The following is a 22,323-nucleotide window of genomic DNA, read 5'->3' as shown; positions in this document are numbered from 1 at the left end:
TTACCCATTAAGGTCTGTTTTTTTTTCCAATAGTTAGAAATGTGTAAGAAATTACATGTTTCCTATCATGTTTATGCTTCAATGCCTTGCTGTGTTGGCGTGGCATTGGTACATTTAAGGCAATTTTTGTCTTCTATTTCTTTTATTTATTTCAGGATGAACGAAGAATATGTTTAAAAAACTTCGTGGTATGTTTTCTAATGACCTTTCAATTGATTTAGGTACCGCTAACACTCTTATTTATGTTAAAGGTCAAGGGATTGTTCTTGATGAACCTTCTGTCGTCGCTATTCGTCGTGATAAAAGCCGCGGAGGACGCAGTGTCGCAGCTGTAGGTCATGCTGCTAAGCAAATGCTGGGTCGAACTCCAGGGAATATTTCAGCAATTCGTCCAATGAAAGATGGTGTTATTGCCGATTTTTATGTGACTGAGAAGATGCTGCAAACATTCATCAAACAAGTCCATGACAATAGTTTTCTTAAACCAAGCCCTCGAGTACTCGTTTGTGTGCCTTGTGGATCCACTCAGGTAGAGCGTCGAGCGATTAGAGAATCAGCGCTTGGAGCTGGAGCTCGTGAGGTTTACTTGATTGATGAGCCAATGGCCGCTGCGATTGGCGCTGGATTGCGAGTTTCCGAGCCAACAGGATCAATGGTCGTAGACATTGGTGGTGGTACAACCGAAGTTGCGGTTATTTCGTTAAATGGCGTGGTGTATTCGTCTTCAGTTAGAATTGGTGGTGACCGATTTGATGAAGCTATTATTAATTACGTTCGCCGTAATTATGGCAGTTTAATTGGTGAAGCAACCGCTGAAAAAATTAAGCATGAGATTGGTTCTGCTTATCCTGGTGACGATGTTAAGGAAATAGAAGTTCGCGGTCGCAACCTTGCAGAAGGTGTGCCACGCAGCTTTACGCTTAACTCCAACGAAATTCTCGAAGCATTGCAAGAGCCTTTATCTGGTATCGTATCTGCCGTCATGATTGCACTAGAGCAGTGTCCTCCAGAGTTGGCTGCTGATATTTCAGAGAATGGTATGGTTATGACAGGTGGTGGCGCATTACTAAGAGATATTGATCGATTATTAACGGAAGAAACTGGAATTCCGATGGTTATAGCGGATGAACCATTAACGTGTGTTGCTCGTGGTGGCGGAAAAGCCTTTGAAATGATTGACATACATGGTGGTGATCTATTCAGTGAAGAGTAATCCCACTCACGAGTGGAGGGAAGTCAGATGAAGCCTATTTTTGGAAAAGGCCCATCTCTTCCTTTGCGTCTCTTTTTAGCCCTCATAATATCAATTGGTTTGATACTGGCTGATACTCGCTTAAATGCATTTTCAAAAGTTCGATATTTGTTGAACAGCGTTGTCGCTCCGATTCAATATGCGGCTGATTTGCCGCGTATTATGTTTGATGATTTGTACACTCGCCTCAATTCTCATCAAAGTTTGATTTATACCAATCAACGAATGAAGCAAGAGTTACTTGAAATGAAAAGTGACTTAGTCTTGTTAAATCAGTACAAAGAAGAAAACCAACGGTTACGTAAATTATTGGGCTCTTCTTTTGTTAGAGATGAGAAAAAGGTCGTCACTGAAGTGATGGCGGTTGATACTTCTCCTTATACTCATCAAGTTGTCATCGATAAAGGTCACACAGATGGGGTCTATGAAGGTCAACCCGTTATCAATGAGAAGGGTATTGTCGGACAGGTGACTTTTGTCGCTGCACATAACAGCCGAGTCTTACTGCTCATCGACGATACGAGTGCTATTCCAGTCCAAAACCTCCGTAATGATATTCGAGTTATTGCATCGGGGAATGGCAAAGTTGACCATATTGAACTCGAACATATTCCGAGTAGTACAGATATTAAGGTTGGCGATTTTCTTGTATCTTCAGGCCTAGGTGGTATTTATCCTGAAGGTTATCCTGTAGGGACAATTTCAACGGTTGATCGTGATACTCGCCGCGAATTCGCCGTGATTGAAGTCGAGCCTGTCGTCGACTTTGACCGTTTACGCTATCTACTATTGATTTGGCCGAATGAAGACCGTCAGCAAAAAGCGGTGCTCTCAACTCCTGAATTACTTGGTAGTGAAGAGGTGATAAATGAAAAATAGCTTATTTCGAGGTCGGCTAGTTATTTGGTTTTCATTTATATGCGCTCTCATTTTGCAAACGACGCCTTGGCCGGGAACGTTGGATCTTCTTCGCCCTTCATGGTTATTACTGATCACTTGCTATTGGGTATTAGCATTACCCCATAGAGTTAATGTCGGATCTGCTTTGATCCTTGGGTTGATTTGGGATTTGATTCTCGGTTCTACGCTTGGCATTCGTGGCATGATGATGTCTATTGTTGTGTATGTTGTCGCGATGAATTTCCTAGTATTACGTAATATGGCGCTGTGGCAGCAAGCTGTTGTCATGGGGATCATGACGATTCTACTTGATCTGATGATTTTCTTTGGTGAATACATGTTAAGGGAAGTGGAATTCAATTCCATTTCGTTATGGGGTGGTGTGATTAGCTTCATTCTATGGCCTTGGATGTTTTTATTATTGCGGCGGGTTCGTCGTTATTGGAATATCCGGTGACGATGGTGAAAAACTTGGTTTTGGCTTCAGGATCTCCTCGACGTAGTGAACTGCTTAAACAACTTGGTTATCAGTTTGATATTTTGGTACCCAACGTTGAAGAGAAGAGGCTCTCGAGTGAAAGTGCGAAAGAGTATGTCGAGCGCTTATCAAAAGATAAAGCATTAGCCGCGCAAGCACTGCTTGAGAAAAGAGATGGTAACGCGAAAGATCTCATTTTTCTTGGCGCAGATACCATTGTCGTTTCCGGTCAGCATATACTAGAGAAACCAAAAGATTTGGCAGATGCTCAGCGGATATTAACATTAATGTCTGATGCATCTCACCAAGTGATGACCTCGGTTACGCTAGTTAAGAATGAGAAATTTAAGACAATCATAGTCGTAACTGATGTATGGTTTAAATCATTGAGTTCGGAAGAAATTATAGAGTATTGGAACTCCGGTGAACCACAAGATAAAGCAGGTAGCTATGCTATTCAAGGCATTGGGGGGAAGTTTGTTACCCGAATCGAAGGTAGTTATCATGCTGTTGTTGGGCTTCCACTGTTTGAAACAGAACAGCTGTTGCTTGAATTTTCATAGTCATTTTACCAAGGTGCGCGAATGAGTGCTGAGTTGCTGTTAAATGTGACCCCGAGTGAAACGCGGGTTGCAATGATTGAAGATGGAATACTTCAAGAAATACACATCGAACGCGAAGCAAAGCGTGGACTTGTCGGTAATATATATAAGGGCCGAGTCAGTCGCGTCCTTCCTGGAATGCAAGCCGCTTTTATTGATATTGGTTTAGAAAAAGCGGCTTTTTTGCATGCCTCCGATATTATCCCTCATACCGAGTGTGTGGCTGAAACTGAAAAACAGAAATTCAAAGTTCGTGATATATCTGAACTGGTGCGTCAGGGGCAAGATATTGTTGTCCAAGTCGTAAAGGATCCGCTCGGTACCAAAGGAGCGCGCCTGACCACTGATATCACCCTTCCATCACGTTATCTTGTTTTTATGCCTGGAGCGAACCATGTCGGTGTATCACAGCGAATAGAAAGTGAAGCGGAACGCGAGCGGCTAAAAGAAGCGGTCGCTGGTCATTGTGATGATCTTGGCGGCTTTATTATTAGAACGGCTTCTGAGGGTGCTGATGCTAAAGAACTATCACAAGACGCTGCATTTCTAAAACGTTTGTGGAGTAAGGTTGTTGAACGACGAGGGCGCTATAAAACTCGCTCAATGCTTTACGGCGAGTTGGGCCTATCACAGCGTATTTTACGAGATTTTGTTGGCACCGACCTTAACAAGATCTTGATTGATTCTCGCCTCGAATATGAGAACTTGAAAGAGTTTACTTCGGAATATGTTCCAGAGCTCACCGAAAAGCTAATGCTTTACGGCGGTGATAAACCTATGTTCGATATGCATGATATCGAAAATGAAATCCAACGCTGTTTAGAGCGAAAAGTCGAACTTAAATCAGGTGGTTACATCATTATTGATCAAACCGAAGCGATGACAACGATTGATATTAATACCGGAGCTTTTGTTGGACGACGTAACCTTGAAGAAACGATATTTAATACCAATATTGAAGCGACACAAGCTATTGCTCGACAACTACGCCTTCGAAATTTAGGTGGAATCATCATTATTGATTTTATCGATATGGCATCAGACCTCCATCGCAAAAGGGTTGTAACGTCATTAGAGCTAGCTTTAGACAATGATCGAGTGAAAACAAACATTAACGGCTTTACCCAACTCGGTTTGGTTGAAATGACTCGTAAACGCACTCGAGAAAGCATCGAACACGTTCTTTGTTCAACTTGTTCGGCTTGTGAAGGTCGTGGTCGAGTTAAAACTATCGAGACGGTTTGCTTTGAAATTTTACGTGAAATTACTCGTGTAAATAGAGCTTACGATTCAGATAAGTTTGTCGTTTATGCTTCTCCAGCCGTTGCTGATAGCCTACAAGGTGATGAATATCATGCTTTGGCAGAGCTTGAAGTGTTCATCGGAAAACAAGTTTGCATTCAATCGGAGCCGCTCTATGTTCAAGAGCAATTCGATGTTGTTATGATGTAGTTGGAATGGCGTTTATTTATGCTTAGTCGGTTGTGGCGAGTATCGCTTTGGACATTGACCCTTCTGTTACTATTGCTCGCTATTTTTGTAACGACTTTACGCATAACTCTTCCACATATTGATCGTTATCAATCTGAAATTATTCAATGGATTAACCAGCAAACTCAAGCCAACTTATCCATTCAGCATGTTGATGGGTTCTGGCGCAATGCGCATCCTTCAATCTCGTTAAGTGGTTTGAATGTTCTGAATCTAGATGGTGAGGAATTAAATTTAAACGCAAAACAGGTTGATATTGAATTCGACTTGCTCCGCTCGATAGTCAGAGGGCAGTTGGTTATTGCTGATCTGACTATTTATCAGCTAGGGTTGGATGCGAGCTCGATTGCTATTCCTTTATTTGAACAACCCAAAGATCGACCTCCTTCATATAATCAGTTCCTCATCGATACTTTAGACCGAATATTTCTGCGTCAGCTTGAATATTTTTCTGTTGTTGATTCAGCAATAAAATATCAATCGATAACAGGGGAAACTCACGTCTTAGCAGTCGAAAAACTCAGATGGAAAAATAAAGGTAAGAAACATTTTACTGAAGGGCGAGTTAGTATCGTTGGAACTGGGGTCAACTCTCTTCATGTCGGTGCAGAGTTTTATGATCATGGTAGCTTTACCGATCTCTCTGGGCAGTTTTATTTACAGGCGAATAAGATCGAGCTTGGCCCTTGGTTGGGGGACTATTTAAAACAAGATATGGGAATCAGAGGTGGTGAAGTCAGTTTTGATGCGTGGATTGACCTTCAACACAATGCTGCCTCTTCAACTTACTTTGACTTTCGTCCTTCCACTATACAATGGGGAGAAGGACATGAAGCGACTATCCAAAAAGGTATTATCGAGTCCTCTGTAATTGAAACCGATATGGAGCGCTCTTGGCAGCTAAGAAGTCATTCCTTTGCTTTAGTTACAGATGGCCACCAATGGCCTGGATTGGATATTAATGCTTCATTATCAAATAAAGGTTGGCGAGCCGAATTAGCTCAAGCGAACATTGCGAGCTTGACACCTTTCATTGATATTATTCCACAAGCTGAAATGCTTAAACGTTGGATGGCAGGACTAAGCCCTTCAGGGACAGTAAATCAGTTTCGTATAGCTCACACCAATAATGAATCATTTCGGTATTCTGCTCAGCTGGATAATATTTCGACTGACCAATGGGCATTGCTACCAGAAGTTCATAAACTCAAGGCGCGCGTGAGTGGAGACGAGAGTCATGCCATTATTCATGCGACATTAAACGATGACGAGTTGCCATATGGGGATGTCTTTCAGGCTCCGTTAGTCATTGAAAATGGAGCAATTACTTTTGTTTGGCAAAAAGATAACAGTGGTTGGCGCATTTGGTCTGATCATATTTCACTTAAGACTCCAGAACTTTCATTTATTGGTGAATTTCGTTTAGACTTTCCTCATGAATATAGCCATGAACAAAGTCCATTGCTTTCTATTTACGGTGAAGGGGATGTGTCTGATGTTGGTCAGACATGGCGTTATTTACCAACCCGAGCCTTAGGTGTACCGCTAACTAAATACCTTTCTTCTGCTCTACAGGGTGGCGAATCGAAGAGTGCTCAGATTCTTTGGTATGGCCGATTAAAGCAGTTTCCTTATTCGGATAACAGTGGTGTCTTCCAAGCTAAGGTTAACTTGGAGAATGGTCGATATCGGTTTGGTGAAAAGTGGCCTGATGTTAAGGAGATCCAGCTTCAAGCTTTGTTTGAAAATCTATCACTTAACTACGAAGCTTCTACTGCCAAACTAATGGATGTTAAAGCCTTAAATGTGATTGGGACCATTCCTAGTTTGGTGAGTAAAGGGCATCTGGATATCTCTGCAAACGCAAAGGGAGACGGCATTGCGATACGTGATTTAATGAACTCTTCACCGTTGGCTAATTCGCTAGGTACGGCATTAACAAGTGTTGAAATTCATGGAAATGTTGACTCTACTTTACAGCTACATATTCCGTTTGATTTACGTAAACAGAATGTTCGAGTGTCTGGAAAAGCGAAACTGAAGAACAATAACGTTAAGATTCAATCGCCATCAATGAACATCCAAAACGTGTCTGGGGATGTTTCTTTTAATGACGATGTTATCACGGCGAAAAAAATGTCCGGAGAACTATTGGGACAACCGATCTCATTTGGGTTTAATGGTAAAACAAAAAATAAAAGTTATAACGTTAATATCTCTTCAAAAGGGGTTTGGGATGTCGCAAAGCTTGAACCATATATTGGAAAGTTCTGGATAGATCCATTGCGTGGCGATGGTCCTTGGACGTTAGGTATTAATCTCGACCTCCATCAGCAAGGGCTGAACTATCAAGTTGATTTGGAAGGTGACTTGACTAGAGTGAGAAGCCGTTACCCTTATCCATTGAATAAACATGTCGGTGACTTAGGTAGTATCTCGGTGCAAGCATCGGGTAATCAGCAAACGATTTCCGCAAGAGCTCAATTGCCAAACGCGAAATACCAAGTTGAAATCGATATTTCTGAGAAAAGACCGATATTAACAGCCACAAACTTGGTTATCGGGGATGGTAGCTTTAAACCAAGTCCCATTTCTGGCCATCAAGTCGCAATTCGAACCGACAAATACAATATGGATGATTGGATTCCCATTGTTTTTTCTAAGCAGGCACAAGTTGCAAGTACCGACGGTGATACTGAAGCCTCTTTATTTCCAGTGATACCAGATCCGACATTGATACAAATCGAAGCCAATGAACTTACGGCTGGAACATTGGAGTGGCATGACGCCGATCTCGTTGTTAAAAAGCAAAATGTTGGCTGGTCGATCGATATCAATAGCCAAGAAGCTGAAGGGCAAGCTTCGTATATTGCACCTTATGATCTTTCTGTTGCGTTGAAGCGCTTACACATTTATAGCTCAGATCTCGAGAGTCTAGGCAACGAAAATAGTCAGACTACTAGTGCGGAACCATCTCTGGATAAACCATTGGTTTCTCAATTTGATCGTGATTTTCATGAGTTAATCCCCAATCTAACATTACATGTGGATGATTTTTGGTTGCAAGGGTATAAAGTTGGTGAGTTAAATATGGACTTCCAGCGCCAAGGTAACACGCTAGTCTGGAAAAATATTGATGTGATAAGTGGTTCGAATGAAATTCATGCGAGTGGAGATTGGACGCTAAATAGCGAGAGTTCGTTCACCAATGTAGATTTGCGTATGAGTGGTGACAACAGTACCGATCTTATGCGGAGATTTGGAATTACGTCAGGTATTCAAAAAGCGCCATTTTCCCTTTCGAGTAATTTACAGTGGCAAGGCTCTCCTTGGTCCATGAAAGTAAATACGCTGACCGGAAAAGTGAATACGGAGCTAGGAAAAGGTGTTGTTTCCCATGTAAGTGGTGCTGCTCGCTTAATTGGTTTATTTAGCTTAGATTCAATTATACGCAAGATGCAGCTAGATTTTAGTGATGTGTTTGATACAGGAATGGCATTTAATTCGATCGAGGGTAGCGGCAATTTAACTGACGGGGTTTTTGTCACCAACAATATCACGATGGATGCGGTTGCTGGTGAAATGACGATTAAAGGTTTGGTGGACCTTAATCAGCGAATGATTGATTCTGAAGTAAAATTTGTTCCTGATATAACGTCTGGCATTCCTGTTCTAAGTGCATTTGCAGTAACACCAATTACCGTCTTGTATGTGTTTGCTATTACGGCAGTTATTGCGCCGGTTGTTGAAGTCTTTACAGAGGTTAACTACTCTGTGACTGGTCCAATTGATTCTCCGAAAGTGAAAGAAATTTCACGTACTACAGGGGAGTTTACGTTACCGGAAAATATGCGTGAGCAAGTTAAGAGCCAAGGAGAGCGTAAATGAGTAAGGTTGGTTTGATTCAGATGACGTCAGGACCTGATGTTGACGTTAATATAAACTATATTGAACAACAAGTTACCACTCTAGCAAAGCAAGGTGTTGAGTGGGTACTTACGCCTGAAAACTCAATTGTACTTGGTACGAAGACGGACTATCACAATGTGGCTGAACCTCTTGAATCAAATCAATATATTTCTCGACTCGCGACCCTAGCACAAAGCCAAAATGTTTGGCTTATTATTGGCAGTATGCCGATTTTAACTGTTGATAATTTGGTGACCACAACAACGGTGGTCATTAATAATAAAGGCCAAATCGCTGAACACTATGACAAGATTCATATGTTTGATGTCGATGTGTCTGATGGCCATCAACGCTATCGTGAATCAGAAATATTTACCCCTGGAAATGAAGTGAAAACTGTGACAACCCCTTATGGGTGTATCGGTTTATCAATTTGTTACGATGTGCGCTTCCCTCATTTATACACAGAATTAAGACGCCAGCAGGCTGATATAATTTTGGTTCCAGCGGCTTTTACTGCTGTAACCGGAAAAGCCCATTGGGAAATACTACTGCGAGCTCGGGCGATTGAAACTCAATGTTGGATTGTTGCCGTGAATCAAGCGGGAACCCATCAAGGAGGACGTGAAACGTGGGGGCATTCAATGGTTATTTCACCTTGGGGAGAAGTGATAATTCAAGCTGGCTCGCAAGCTGAAAACGTTATTGCTGAACTCGACCTTAATACACTCGGCAGTATCCGAAGTGCCATGCCGGTAGAACAACATTGCCGATTTAGTAGCCAAATTATTGCAACAAGGAACCATTCTGGATCTTGTTAAGCTGCACTTGTCTGTGCGTATTCATCACTTTTCTTTTCCTGCCAAAAGTCCCATCTTGAGATCGAGACGATTTGATCATACTTAGTTCTTGGTCACATAGTGATACATTGATTTATATCACTATGCGGAAACCTTGAGTTGGTCACATTAAAGCCAATGACATCTTATATTGATCAAGACGTTGATGTGCTAGATTCGTTAAGGTGTTTTAATTTAGTCGATATACAGCAATCTGTTTTTCGTTTAGCACTTCAGTTCACTTTTGTATCGCAAGTTTGGAGTATTTTCACGAGCATAAAAAAACAGCTGTAATAACTAGAATATTGTCTCATTGGAGAAATCATATGGTTCAAACTACAGATCGTTTTATTAGTAACCTCACCAAAGAAACGTACGCATTGGTATTGGCCGGTGGTCGAGGTAGTCGCTTACATGAATTGACAGATTGGCGTGCAAAACCCGCTGTTTATTTTGGCGGTAAATACCGTATTGTTGACTTCCCACTTTCGAATTGTATTAACTCTGGCATTCGCCGTATTGGTGTTGCTACACAATACAAATCTCACTCATTAATTCGTCATATTCAGCGTGGTTGGGGACACTTTAAAGCTGATACTTCAGAGTTTGTTGATGTTTTGCCTGCGTCTCAGCGTATGGGGGATGATTGGTATGTTGGGACGGCTGATGCTGTCCGTCAGAATCTTGATATTCTTCGCGCAGAAAATCCGAAATACGTACTTATTCTATCTGGCGATCATGTGTATCGAATGGACTATGGTTTGATGATTGCTGAGCACGTTTCAAATGGTGCTGATATGACCGTATGTTGTTTGGAGTGTGATATTGAGGAAGCGGCTGGCGCATTTGGTGTCATGACAGCCAATGAAAGTGGACAGGTGGTTGCGTTTGATGAGAAGCCTGCTGAGCCGAATCCAATTCCAGGTAACCCTGATAAATGTTTAGCATCGATGGGGAACTATGTATTTACGACAGAATTCTTATTTGAACAGCTAGAAAGAGATGGGGATAATTCGAATTCCAGCCATGATTTTGGCAATGATATCATTCCTTCAATTATCGAACAGCACAACGTGTACGCTCATGCATTCAAAGATCCTGAGACTGGTGAACAGCCGTACTGGCGTGATGTCGGAACATTGGACTCTTTTTGGGAAGCCAATATGGAACTTGTTTCGCCTACTCCAGCTTTAAACTTGTACGATAGGGATTGGCCAATCTGGACCTTCCAAGAAATGGTTCCATCTGCCAAATTTATCTTTAACGATGATGATCGTCGCGGTATGGCTGTAGACTCTACAGTTTCTGGTGGTTGTATTGTTTCGGGCTCCCACATTAGTAATTCTTTGTTGTACTCTCGTGTTCATACCCATTCTCGCAGTATTATTGAGCAATCAGTTTTGTTACCTGGCTGTGATGTTGGTGAAGGCGCTAAACTGAAGAAAGTGATTGTTGATAGTGATTGTACTATTCCAGAAGGGATGGAAATTGGTTACGATCATGCTAAAGATAAAGATCTCGGCTTCCGTGTTACGGAGAAGGGCGTTACTCTGGTCACTAAAGAGATGCTTAAGGCACTGAACACCTGACCTTTTAGCTAAAATGTAATTAAATGAAGAAGAACAAATTATGACCGTTACACGTATAGAGCAAGCCTTATTGAATCCAACTGGGTTAACTGAACAAGATATTGCTGGGACACTATCAAGTATTGTTAGTCGAGACGTTGACTACGCGGATATCTATTTTCAATCGAGCTGGCATGAATCTCTCGTACTTGAAGACGGTATTATTAAAGATGGTTCGTTTAATATCGACAAAGGCGTCGGTATTCGAGCGGTTACTGGTGAGAAAACAGGCTTTGCCTATTCAGATCAGATTACGCTTGATTCACTAAAACAAAGCGCTATTGCGGCTCGCGGGATCGCTCAGCAGGGGAAAAACGCACAAGTTAAGGCATTTGTAAAACATGATAATCAGGCTTATTACCAAGCAACTAATCCTCTAGAGTCATGGGAGAAAGAGCAAAAAAGCCGATTACTTCAAGAATTAGACGCCTACATTCGGGCGAAAGAGCCTTTGATTCAAGAAGTCTCTGTTAGCCTATCTGGAGTATATGAACAAGTCTTAGTGGCTGCAACGGATGGCACCTATGCGGGCGATATTCGCCCACTTGTTCGCTTGTCTATTAGCGTACTAGCACAGCGAGGCGATCGTCGTGAACGAGGTAGTGCTGGTGGTGGTGGTCGTTTTTCTTACGACTACTTCCTGAGTGATGAACAAGGACAAAAAATTGCTTTTCAATTTGCTGATGAGGCGGTTCGCCAAGCACTGGTTAATCTAGAAGCTATTGCGGCTCCTGCAGGTACAATGCCAGTAGTTTTAGGGGCTGGCTGGCCTGGCGTTCTGCTTCATGAAGCGGTAGGGCATGGATTGGAAGGGGACTTTAATCGAAAAGAGACGTCGGTTTTCTCTGGAAAAGTAGGCCAACAAGTGACATCTAAGCTTTGTACTATCGTGGATGATGGCACTCTAAAAGATTTACGTGGCTCTTTAAATATCGATGATGAAGGAGTCAATGGTCAATATAACACCTTGATCGAAAATGGTGTTTTGAAAGGTTATATTCAAGATAAGTTGAATGCTCGCTTAATGGGAGTGGCACCGACTGGAAATGGTCGACGTGAGTCCTATGCGCATTTACCAATGCCACGAATGACCAATACTTATATGTTACCAGGAGAACACTCGCCAGAGGAGATTATCTCTACTGTGAAGAAAGGTGTTTATGCGCCAAACTTTGGTGGTGGGCAAGTTGATATTACTTCAGGTAAATTTGTATTTTCAGCATCGGAAGCGTATTTAATCGAAGATGGTAAAATCACAGCCCCAATTAAGGGAGCGACATTAATTGGTTCAGGAATTGAAGCGATGCAGCAAGTTTCCATGGTAGGGAATGATTTGGCGATCGATAGAGGTGTTGGTGTGTGTGGGAAAGCCGGACAGAGCGTTCCAGTTGGGGTTGGGCAACCGACACTAAAACTTGATGCGCTTACTGTTGGTGGAACAGAGTAGTATTTTCAAGTATTCCGTGCGATAGTTGCGCCACAAAAATTGCACCTTGTCATTTAGCTTAGTCTGGAGCCTGAAGAATGTCTCAAAACGATGAATATGTATCAGTACACGATCTGATTGAAATCCATAAAGAAGAAACTCGCGAAATTATTCAAGCGTTGCTTGAGGATGGTAGCGAAGCTGATTCACTCTATGATATTGAGCATCACCTTTTCGCAGAAAGCTTCGAAAAACTTGAAAAAGCAGCAATAGAAGCTTTTAAAATGGGATTTGAGGTTCAAGAAGCAGAAGAGACTGAAGACGAAGATGGAAATCAATTGTTTTGTTTTGATGCGACTGTTGAATCAACACTTGATCCAGAAGCAATCGATGAACAAGTTTCTAAATTGATCGACTTAGCGGAAAAATTCGACATTATCTATGACGGATGGGGAACGTATTATGAAGGCGAAGATGCACTCTATCCTGAAGAAGACGATGATGAAGAGTAAATAAACCCGAATTGATGTTTACTAAAACCAACTGTCGCAGTTGGTTTTTTTATTTTCCTTTTTTATATAGATCTGTCGGGTATTTTATTTCCTCTTCATTAAAGGCTGGTATTGCTGCTAAATTAATGTGGAGTAGGGGTATGAGAAACCCCCCAGAGAATGTTAGGCCACGTGCGATGAAAGTAGTCATCCCTCCAAGTAGCGAGCTTAACTATTTCATCACCTAGCATTGCAGACATCACTGGAGGTAAAACAAGAGTGTTTATACAATACATGGCAACTTCATGAGGATCGATTTCACGAATCACATTTTCGGATTGGAGTTCTTTTACGAGTTCAATAAGGTAATCGGTTAAAGAATTTGGCGCTTCTTGTACTGCTTTGCCGATAATGCTTGCTTCAGTAAAAGCAATACGCTTATAAGCAATTAAATTAGGTTCAAGATTTATGTCAAGTAACCACCTTAGAAATCTTTCTAATTTGTCAAATGATGAACCTTCATCTTCCTTGATAAATTCATCAAAACGCATTTCTACCATGTGACGCTCACGCATCGTCACCGCTTCGAACAGAGCTAGCTTAGAGTTGAATCGACGATAGAATGTGTCTTTACCTATACCGCATTGAGCGATTATTTGTTCAATAGATGTAGCAGCATATCCGCGCTCGGCAAAAAAGCCTGATGCTGAATCGAGAATTTTATCCCATATTTTGTCGTTTGGCTTTGGTGAATAAGTGTATTGTTGATTTTTATGCATTTTTAGTCCTAGTTATCTTTAGCTCATATCTATAAATTGTCAGTTCTTACTTGCACATGATAATAATTATCATTAGTATTAATAGGGACGGGACGGTCCCGTATGGTTTTATTGGTTGTAATCATCACCAATATTAACTGAATTAGGAGGATATTATGAGAAAATTTAACTCAAGGGTACTTAGCTTTTCAATAATGAGTGGGTTAACGATATTGATCCCTTTCGCTAAAGCACAAGAAGACGTTGAAAACGACAATACTGCAATTGAAACTATTGTAATAACAGAAGGTAGATATTTTGAAAATATATCTACTAGTGGCACGAAAGCAGCGACTTCTTCTCTTGAAGTTCCTCAGTCCCTTATAACCGTTACACGCGGGCAAATGAATAATCAAAACTCGCAAACAGTTAGTCAAGCTTTACGCTATTCTGCAGGCGTCTTATCTGATGTGGAATCTACATCCCGTAACGACAGTACATTTATGCGTGGTTTTGGGGGATTTGGTACGAGTACAGTTGTTGCCAGTTACATGGATGGGCTGAAATTACCTCGTGGTTCGGCATTTGCCCAATTTTCGATAGATCCTTTTTTACTTGAACGGATAGAGGTATTAAAAGGCCCATCGTCAGTACTCTATGGTCAAGTTAATCCCGGTGGTCTTGTCAATCAAATCAGTCGTCAACCCACTAATGAAAGCTATAATGAATTCCGAGCTGAGTATGGGAGTCATAATAGAACTCAGATTGGTATTGCAAGTCGAGGATCGATAGATGATCAAGGTGATTTTCAGTATTCAATATCGATGCTTGGACGTTCGTCAGATACGCGCTTCGAGAATGTAGAGGAAGACCGTTTAGCGATCGCTCCATCTCTTACATGGTCTCCTGATACTGATACCAGCCTCACAATTAATAGCTTTTATATTAATGATCCAGAAGGAGGATACTTTAACTCAACACTTGCACAGGATGTAACACTTGATGAATATAAAAGCGCCTTTGATTCGGAACTAAATGTGGGAGATCCCTATGTTGATGATTTTGAGCGAGAACAAATAGGCATTGGTTACCAATTTTCCAAGCAACTAGATAACTTATCAGTTTATTCGACACTGCGTTATGCAAAAGTAAAAGTTGATTTTACCGGAGTGCAACTTACAGGAGCAGTAACATCAGAAGGTTTATTACCACGAGCAGCAGTTCAGTCTGATGAAATAGCTCATGGTGTTTCTACTGACAATTATCTATTGACTGACTTTACAACAGGTAAGCTGTGGCACAATTTATTGGTAGGAGTTGATTATCAGAGAAATGTTGCTGATTGGAAGTATTCTTATGCGGCAATGCCGTCATTAAATGTCTTAGACCCAATCTATAATCAATCCAGTAGTCCATTCGTTACATATATTGATAGTCGTCAAACTTTAGAGCAACTAGGTCTGTATTTACAAGATCAGATAGAGATTGATAGATTCAGATTAACGTTAGGTTTACGTCATGATTGGGCAAGTCTTAAGACCGAAAACAATCTTAATAAAACAACTAGTAAACAGGAAGATGAAGAATTTAGCTATCGAGCTGGACTAGTATATCTATTTGATAATGGCATTGCTCCTTATGTTAGCTATTCAACTTCTTTTGAATCAACAATTGGTGTTGGGGAAGATGGAAGTTCATTTATCCCAACTACTGCACGTCAATATGAATTTGGAGTCAAATATCAGCCAAATGACGTTCCTTTGTTAATCACTGCTTCGGCATTTGATATCGAACAAAATAATACTCTAACACCTAGTGATAACCCAAGCTTCTACGTGCAAGATGGGCAAATTACTTCACAAGGTGTTGAATTGGAAGCTCGCGGAAGCGTATCTGATAACTTTGAGCTTATTTCCTCTATTACTTGGCTTGATACGAAGGTAAGTGAGTCATCTGACCCAGCTATTATCGGAAAACAGCCTCAAGCAGTCCCTGAAAAATTCGCATCAATTTGGGCTAGTTACCATGTTTCTTCAGGTTTATTCTCAGGTTTGAATATCGGGGGTGGTATTCGATACGTGTCAAAAAGTTATGGTGATGACCTGAATACAATTATCTCTCCATCCTATAAAGTTTCTGATCTTGCCCTTCGTTATGATCTTGTTGAGTTTAATTCTTCTTTAAAAAATACAGAATTAACTTTCAATGTGTCAAACTTGTTTGATGAGGAATATTATACAAGTTGTAGTTATGATATATATTGTCAATATGGTGACCGTCGAGAATTTTTATTTGGTTTGAAATATAGTTATTAGTAAATAATATATTGTTAATTGTTCTTTGTTTACATTTAGTGAAAAATAAAATATGTATGATAATAAAAAAATATTGCTTTTTGGGTTGTATATTACTCAATTTTTAGGCCTTAGTTTTATAACTCAGGGTATACCTACAATTATGCGAGAGAATGGTTCCGATCTGACTGATATTAGCATGATTCATTTAATAGGTGTTTTTTGGTCTTTAAAATTATTATGGTCACCAATAATTGATCGGTTTAGTATATTAGGAATGAGTCATTACAAAGGTTGGATAATAACAATGCAAATATTAATGATATCATCTTTGTTTTTATCTTCATCTCTAAACTTGAACTCAAAATTTAGCATCCTTTTAATTGTTTTTTGTTTTTTTTCACTTTTCTCTGCTACTCAAGATATTGCTTCTGATGCTTTAGCTATAAATATATTGAAACCTGAAGAAAGAGGAATAGGAAATAGTATACAAATTTCGGGTGGAAGTATCGGTATATTACTTGGTGGTGGTGGGTTATTAATAGCATATGACTGGTTAGGATGGGAAATAAGTCTCTATATACTCGCTCTAGCAACATTTATACCTCTAGTTTTCATATCGAGATACAATGAACCATTTCATCCACAAAATAAAATACATCTCAATGTGAGATATAAAGATATATTCCTTTTTTTTAAACGAGTAAATTCACTTAGTTGGGTTGGAGTACTGTTAACGTTTCAAGTTGGTACATCAATAACGAGTGCAATCGTCTCGCCACTCTTAGTTGATATTGGGTGGTCATTAAAACATATTGGATTTGTTATCGGGATATTAGGCTCTTTATTAGCGATGATAGGAGCATTAAGTGCAGGTCTTTTAGTTGGATGGGTTGGTCGAAAGCAGACAATGCTTTTCTGCAAAATATCAACACTGATTTCTAGTATAAGCTTAATACCGATTTCTGCGGGTATAGAGAATAATCTATTTGTTTATTTTGGTATTTGCTTGATGTTTTTATCTTTCGGTGCAGGAGCCACGGTACTTTCAACTGTTATGATGGATAAATCAGAATCTACAAAGGCAGGTACTGATTACACTTTACAATATACCATTACATCTACATTAGGGCTAATTAGCTCGAGTTTAGCGCTAATGATAGCTGAAAAAATTGGTTATTCAGGAGTTTTGTTTATAAGTATTTTGGCAACAATAGGTGCTTTATTTGTTGTTTATAAAAATAATAATATTGACTCATTTTAATCTTAAATAAGAAACCAAAATCATGAACACACACACATCTATCATTGACGTTGATCATAAGTTGGATATTATTGATCATATTAACCAAGATCATCTCGATGAAATATTAATTATTGCCATTAATTATTTTGAAAATGTATATATTGAATATGCAATAGTATCTGATATATTTGAAGAAGGTATACAAATTTCATTTAAATTAAATAATGAAAAAAAAATAGGATTTATACCTTTTGAAATTGATGGGCATTTAGAAGATAGAATACTTTATCTGGCATACGTTAGCTTTGTAAATTTAGGAAAAGAATTTTCAGGGACGAGAAAGCAATTTTTTGAAATATTAGAAAGTAGACGTATCACTAAAAATATAGTTCGTCTAACAGTAGCTAGTGAGATGCCATTACCAGAGTACTACCCAGGTTATACTTATGGTTTTGCTTTGAAGATAATGAAAAAAAAAGTCTCATACAATGAGATTGAAAGGGAAAAAAAACATTGGTTTAAGAATTTTTCTGATAAAATTTTTGTTTGGTTAATTAAACGCCTTTCTAGAGAAAACCGAGAAAAACTTATCTATAGTACATATAAAAATGTGCGACTTTATACTTTAAGAAAATCGTGGAAGAGTGATAGCGCTGTACTGTTTTGTGATAGAGGTGAGATAGATGTGTATACGCACGGTGAATCACTTGGTAGCTTGTGGGTAGATAGGTTATGTGTTGGTGATGTGATTTTTAGTCGTTCTAAAACACCTGACAACCACCCTCACCTAATAAGTGGTCAAGCGTTTATGATTGTTGATGAAGCTGGCTACTCTTCACTAGCAGGTATTCTTGAACAGTGGGTAAATCCAATCCCACCAATGATCATTTTGGTCAGTGCTAACAAAGAAGAGCAGGGTTACTTTGTTAAAGAGAGCTTTCCTCCTGGATCTCTAGTTTATCGAGTTATTTGTCATCCAAGTCAACAAGGCGATAAAGCTCTTGAAATACTAAAAACTTTAGGGAGTATTGATGTTGTTTGGGGGGCTTTAGAGTCCTCGTCAGCCAAACAAGTCCGTCATTACCTTCGTAATGAACGTTTAATTAATGGAAAGAATAACCATATAAAAGCGTACTGGGATCTGAAATCTAGAAAATCATAGCTTTATATAGATTAGTGTCTCTTTTATAGTCAATTTAGTTATGGTTATAAGAGAAGTAACATTTAGTATTTAAACATCCTTTCTTTAGTAGAAACCAACTGTCACAGTTGGTTTTTTATTTTCCTTTTCTATCGATCCTGTGCATATAATGTGAAAAATTGATCTAAGACAATAAATGCATGAAATTCTCTCTCTCAGGCTATTGGCAATTATCTCCATTAACTGATCTATCATTACCTCAGGATGACATTGTATTTCCTGCGCCTTTTAGTCAGGTTTTACCTCAAGAGTTAACAGAATCAGAAATTACAGAGCAAGAATGGCACTTGATGCACGATATTGAAGTGGACGAGGCATTTCTGCGATACCCTGGTATTGATTTGGTTATTGAGGGTGTTGATTATTACGCCGAGGTTCGTCTCAATGGTGTTGCTATTTTTGATTGTGATAATTCAAAAGATAGCTATCGAAAGGATATTCGCTCTTTGCTTCAGCTAGGCCGAAATCGATTTGAGATTCTCTTTCTTGAGGAAGAAGAAAGCTTATTACTTGAAGAAGATATCGATGAGCTATGCTTACTTACTTCAACGAAAAAAACAATTCACGATCAACGGATGGGGATTTGGAAAGAACCTTACTTACAGTTGATCAATCATGTACGACTCAATCATATTTCAACTGAACAAGTTTGGCATCATGGTGGCGGCTGTGAAGTGATCGTTAATCTTTATTTTGATCTTTTATCTCCAGGGCTAGTGGCTGCAAACATAAAGTTTAACGGTTTAACCTATACATTACCGATCGACGTGCGGCAGAACTCTGTTCGCGCTATTTTTCAGGTTGATGCTCCTAGGTACTATGATGTTAATGATCCACACCAAGATGATCTTTATCTTCTGGCAATTGAACTCGATGAACAAAATTATGAATGCCTAATTGGGTTAAGCCATGGCTTATGCGTGAGCCATTTCTCGATAGAGCGATAAGAACAACATACTGAAATGTTTTTCATGATGTGACTTACCGCGTTCATATCGTTGTTACTTCATTATCCCAATCTCACGATAATACCGCACGGCTCCAGAATGAAGAGGTGCGGATAAGCTATCTTTAATCATATGCTGTTTTTCTAATGTTGCGAGAGCAGGGTGACTGTTTTTGAATTGCTCAAAATTTTCGAAAATGGCTTTCACCAGTTTATAAACAACCTCTTCGGAAATATTACTTCTTGTGATCAATGTTGCGGCAACACCAAAGCTTTGGATTGGCGTAGTTTGCCCTCGATATGTATTGGGAGCAATAGTGGTGGTTGTGTAATAAGGGTGTTCGGCAACAATGCGTTCAATTTCTTGTCCTGTTGCTGGCACTATTTTAGCGTCACAGGATGTGATTGCTTCTTGAATCGAAGAGCTAGGGTGTCCAACCATATAAATGTATGCATCTAATTTATCTTCACATAAGGCTTGTGAGCGTTTTGCTCCTGTTAGCTCGGAAGCAAGTTGAAAACTCTCTTTATTCCAACCAAAAGCATCCATTACGAATTCCATTGTGGCTCTATCACCAGAGCCTGAATTACCAATGTTGACACGCTTTTGGAACAGGTCTTGTACGCTTTGAATGTCATTATCTGGATGCGCGATAATATTAAATGGTTCAGTGTAGAGTGAAAAAACACTTCGCATTTCTTTGAAAGCACCACGTTGTGTAAACGGTCCACTTCCTTGAATACCATGATATTGCCAGTCAGATTGCACAATAGCGAAGTCAAACTGCTCCCTTCTTAGTGTGTTCACGTTGTAGATGGAACCACCAGTAGCTTCGATGGAGCAGAGAAGGTTGTGTTGACCTCTTTCTTGATTAACTATTTGACACAAGGCACTACCGCTAGGGTAATAAACGCCCGTTTCAGACCCTGTTCCAATCGTGATAAAACGTGTATCACTCCAGGCTGAATGGGAGAGAATAAGAGACAATGTTGCAATTGCATACAACCCAATTAATCGTGCCATAACTCAGCACTCCTCTATGGTACGTCTTATATGAGAAGAATAGTCAGGCTAACCTGCATATTCAAATAAATCACAAATTGCATTAAAAAGGGTTTCTGTTGATATGCCTGATGTTGGAGTAATAAACACCGTATCATCTCCCGCAACAACACCAAGAATGCCTTCTGATTTTCCTAAAGAATCAAGAAGGCGAGCGATAAGTTGTGCTGCCGCTGGGCTGGTATGAATAACGACCAATGCTTCATTAAAATCTATGTCTAAAACTAGCTCACGCAATGAACTGGAAACAGTTGGCATACCCAGTTCTGCTGGTAAGCAATACACCATTTCCATTTTTGCATTGCGAGTTCGAACCGCTCCGAACTTAGTTAACATTCGCGACACTTTAGATTGGTTTATATTTTCAAAACCTTCGACGCGCAGAGCTTCAACGATATCGCTTTGTGAACCGAAACGTTCTTCCTTTAAAAGCGCCTTAAACGCACGGACTAGATTGTCTTGTTTATCCATATTTTTCATCACTTAGGGCTATCTTTATTGAGAATGACTATTCTAGTGCATATTTTCGCATAATTATGCAGTAGACACCAAGCTATTGTCGTTCTATAGACTATTCCTTTAAAAATCTATGTATTTTTAATGATAACTTGCTATGTACAACGCTCTGTTTTCAATAGGAATTTATAATGACTTGTGAGTGGAAAAGTAGATGGAGATTTACTTATGAGAGATGTCTCAAACATGAAGTTAATTTATTGTAATCAGTTTGTAATTAATATAACGTCTTTGGGTTGCACTTTGAGTGTTCTGTACCACATTATAATAAAATCTCATGGAGAAATGCCCTATGAAAGTTGCTGTTATTGGCGCCGCTGGTGGTATCGGCCAAGCCCTTGCATTATTACTCAAGAATAATTTACCAGCAGGATCAGATCTTGCTTTATATGATATTGCACCAGTTACTCCTGGTGTTGCCTGCGATCTTAGTCACATCCCAACACCTGTATCAATTAAAGGTTATTGTGGCGAAGACCCAACTCCTGCGCTAGAAGGTGCCGAAGTTGTTCTTATTTCGGCAGGTGTTGCTCGTAAGCCAGGAATGGATCGTGCGGATCTATTTAATGTTAACGCTGGAATCGTACGCAGCTTAGCTGAAAAAATTGCGGCAGTTTGTCCTACTGCTTGTGTTGGGATTATCACAAACCCAGTTAACACGACAGTTCCTATTGCTGCGGAAGTTCTAAAAAAAGCGGGTGTTTACAATAAGAACAAACTTTTTGGTATCACGACACTTGATGTTATTCGTTCAGAAACTTTTGTCGCAGAACTAAAAGGCAAAGATCCATTATCGTTGAATGTCCCTGTTATTGGTGGTCACTCAGGAGTAACGATCCTACCTTTACTATCTCAAGTTGAAGGTGTTGAATTTAGTGATGAAGAAGTTGCCGCATTGACGCATCGTATTCAGAATGCTGGTACAGAAGTTGTTGAAGCTAAAGCGGGTGGCGGTAGTGCGACTCTTTCAATGGGACAAGCGGCATGCCGGTTTGGTTTATCTCTCGTGAAAGCTCTTTCTGGTGAAGAGAACATCGTTGAATGTGCTTATGTGGAAAGCGATGGTGGATTAGCCCCATTCTTTGCTCAGCCAATTAAATTGGGTAAAAATGGCATTGAAGAAGTGTTGAGTTATGGTGAGCTAAGTGCATTTGAACAAAATGCATTGGAGAGCATGCTAGATACTTTACGCGGTGATATTCAGATCGGTGTCGATTTCGTAAAATAAACACAGCGTTAAATGAAAAAGCTGGCTTAAAGCCAGCTTTTTTGTTTGTATCACT

Annotated in this window: 18 protein-coding genes; 15 read left to right on the top strand and 3 right to left on the bottom strand. The window is 39.9% G+C overall.

Features of this window, described 5'->3' with window-relative positions; genetic code table 11:
- The first annotated feature begins 169 nt into the window (after positions 1–169).
- The 10 genes from ACWU4D_RS19110 (at position 170) to rraB (ending at position 13,037) form a co-directional block, all read left to right on the top strand.
- On the top strand, positions 170–1,213 hold the full coding sequence (locus ACWU4D_RS19110; protein ID WP_456053037.1) for a rod shape-determining protein: 1,044 nt from the start codon (positions 170–172) through the stop codon (positions 1,211–1,213).
- Between the two features lie 27 nt (positions 1,214–1,240).
- On the top strand, positions 1,241–2,131 hold the full coding sequence (mreC, locus tag ACWU4D_RS19105) for a rod shape-determining protein MreC (protein ID WP_456053036.1): 891 nt from the start codon (positions 1,241–1,243) through the stop codon (positions 2,129–2,131).
- Positions 2,121–2,609 carry a rod shape-determining protein MreD gene (mreD, locus tag ACWU4D_RS19100; RefSeq protein ID WP_456053035.1) on the top strand — a complete coding sequence of 163 codons (489 nt, stop codon included), beginning with the start codon at positions 2,121–2,123 and terminating at the stop codon, positions 2,607–2,609. Before mreC ends, mreD begins: the two co-directional genes overlap by 11 nt.
- Positions 2,610–2,611: 2 nt before the next feature.
- On the top strand, positions 2,612–3,193 hold the full coding sequence (locus ACWU4D_RS19095; protein ID WP_456053048.1) for a Maf family protein: 582 nt from the start codon (positions 2,612–2,614) through the stop codon (positions 3,191–3,193).
- Positions 3,194–3,214: 21 nt separating this feature from the next.
- Positions 3,215–4,684, top strand: coding sequence for a ribonuclease G (rng, locus tag ACWU4D_RS19090; RefSeq protein WP_456053034.1), 1,470 nt, complete (start codon positions 3,215–3,217; stop codon positions 4,682–4,684).
- Positions 4,685–4,702: 18 nt separating this feature from the next.
- Complete coding sequence (locus ACWU4D_RS19085; RefSeq protein ID WP_456053033.1) at positions 4,703–8,611, top strand: YhdP family protein; 3,909 nt, start codon at positions 4,703–4,705, stop codon at positions 8,609–8,611.
- Positions 8,608–9,453, top strand: a complete 846-nt coding sequence (locus tag ACWU4D_RS19080; RefSeq protein WP_456053032.1) for a carbon-nitrogen hydrolase family protein — start codon at positions 8,608–8,610, stop codon at positions 9,451–9,453. Before ACWU4D_RS19085 ends, ACWU4D_RS19080 begins: the two co-directional genes overlap by 4 nt.
- Positions 9,454–9,797: 344 nt before the next feature.
- Entirely contained in the window at positions 9,798–11,060 is a 1,263-nt protein-coding gene (glgC, locus tag ACWU4D_RS19075; RefSeq protein WP_456053031.1) for a glucose-1-phosphate adenylyltransferase, read from the top strand.
- 40 nt (positions 11,061–11,100) lie between these two features.
- Complete coding sequence (tldD, locus tag ACWU4D_RS19070; protein WP_456053030.1) at positions 11,101–12,546, top strand: metalloprotease TldD; 1,446 nt, start codon at positions 11,101–11,103, stop codon at positions 12,544–12,546.
- Positions 12,547–12,623: 77 nt separating this feature from the next.
- Positions 12,624–13,037 (top strand): ribonuclease E inhibitor RraB, encoded by a 414-nt coding sequence (gene rraB, locus ACWU4D_RS19065; protein ID WP_456053029.1) that lies wholly within the window; start codon positions 12,624–12,626, stop codon positions 13,035–13,037.
- A gap of 122 nt (positions 13,038–13,159) precedes the next feature.
- On the opposite strand, the gene ACWU4D_RS19060 is transcribed toward rraB, so the two are convergent.
- Complete coding sequence (locus tag ACWU4D_RS19060; RefSeq protein ID WP_456053028.1) at positions 13,160–13,795, bottom strand: TetR/AcrR family transcriptional regulator; 636 nt, start codon at positions 13,793–13,795, stop codon at positions 13,160–13,162.
- Positions 13,796–13,950: 155 nt separating this feature from the next.
- On the opposite strand from ACWU4D_RS19060, the gene ACWU4D_RS19055 reads away from it, so the two are divergent.
- The 4 genes from ACWU4D_RS19055 to ACWU4D_RS19040 all read left to right on the top strand — a co-directional run bounded on the left by ACWU4D_RS19055 (position 13,951) and on the right by ACWU4D_RS19040 (position 19,462).
- Positions 13,951–16,089: a TonB-dependent siderophore receptor gene (locus ACWU4D_RS19055; RefSeq protein ID WP_456053027.1), complete on the top strand. Its 2,139-nt coding sequence runs from the start codon at positions 13,951–13,953 to the stop codon at positions 16,087–16,089.
- A gap of 52 nt (positions 16,090–16,141) precedes the next feature.
- A complete protein-coding gene (locus ACWU4D_RS19050; RefSeq protein WP_456053026.1) occupies positions 16,142–17,332 on the top strand; it encodes an MFS transporter in 1,191 nt (396 codons plus the stop codon).
- A 22-nt stretch (positions 17,333–17,354) separates the two neighbouring features.
- Positions 17,355–18,476, top strand: a complete 1,122-nt coding sequence (locus ACWU4D_RS19045) for a siderophore-interacting protein (RefSeq protein WP_456053025.1) — start codon at positions 17,355–17,357, stop codon at positions 18,474–18,476.
- A gap of 179 nt (positions 18,477–18,655) precedes the next feature.
- Positions 18,656–19,462 carry a glycosyl hydrolase 2 galactose-binding domain-containing protein gene (locus ACWU4D_RS19040; RefSeq protein WP_456053024.1) on the top strand — a complete coding sequence of 269 codons (807 nt, stop codon included), beginning with the start codon at positions 18,656–18,658 and terminating at the stop codon, positions 19,460–19,462.
- 54 nt (positions 19,463–19,516) lie between these two features.
- Here ACWU4D_RS19040 and ACWU4D_RS19035 read toward each other — a convergent pair whose 3' ends face one another.
- Positions 19,517–20,485: a TAXI family TRAP transporter solute-binding subunit gene (locus tag ACWU4D_RS19035; protein ID WP_456053023.1), complete on the bottom strand. Its 969-nt coding sequence runs from the start codon at positions 20,483–20,485 to the stop codon at positions 19,517–19,519.
- A gap of 48 nt (positions 20,486–20,533) precedes the next feature.
- Positions 20,534–21,004, bottom strand: coding sequence for a transcriptional regulator ArgR (gene argR / locus ACWU4D_RS19030; RefSeq protein WP_456053047.1), 471 nt, complete (start codon positions 21,002–21,004; stop codon positions 20,534–20,536).
- Between the two features lie 328 nt (positions 21,005–21,332).
- Between argR and mdh the strand changes: the two genes are divergently transcribed.
- Positions 21,333–22,268 carry a malate dehydrogenase gene (gene mdh, locus ACWU4D_RS19025; protein ID WP_456053022.1) on the top strand — a complete coding sequence of 312 codons (936 nt, stop codon included), beginning with the start codon at positions 21,333–21,335 and terminating at the stop codon, positions 22,266–22,268.
- Positions 22,269–22,323: the final 55 nt, after the last annotated feature.

It is taken from the genome of Vibrio phycocola (assembly GCF_053850235.1).
Note: the sequence above shows the minus strand (reverse complement) of the source record. Positions and strands in the feature narration are given on the sequence as shown.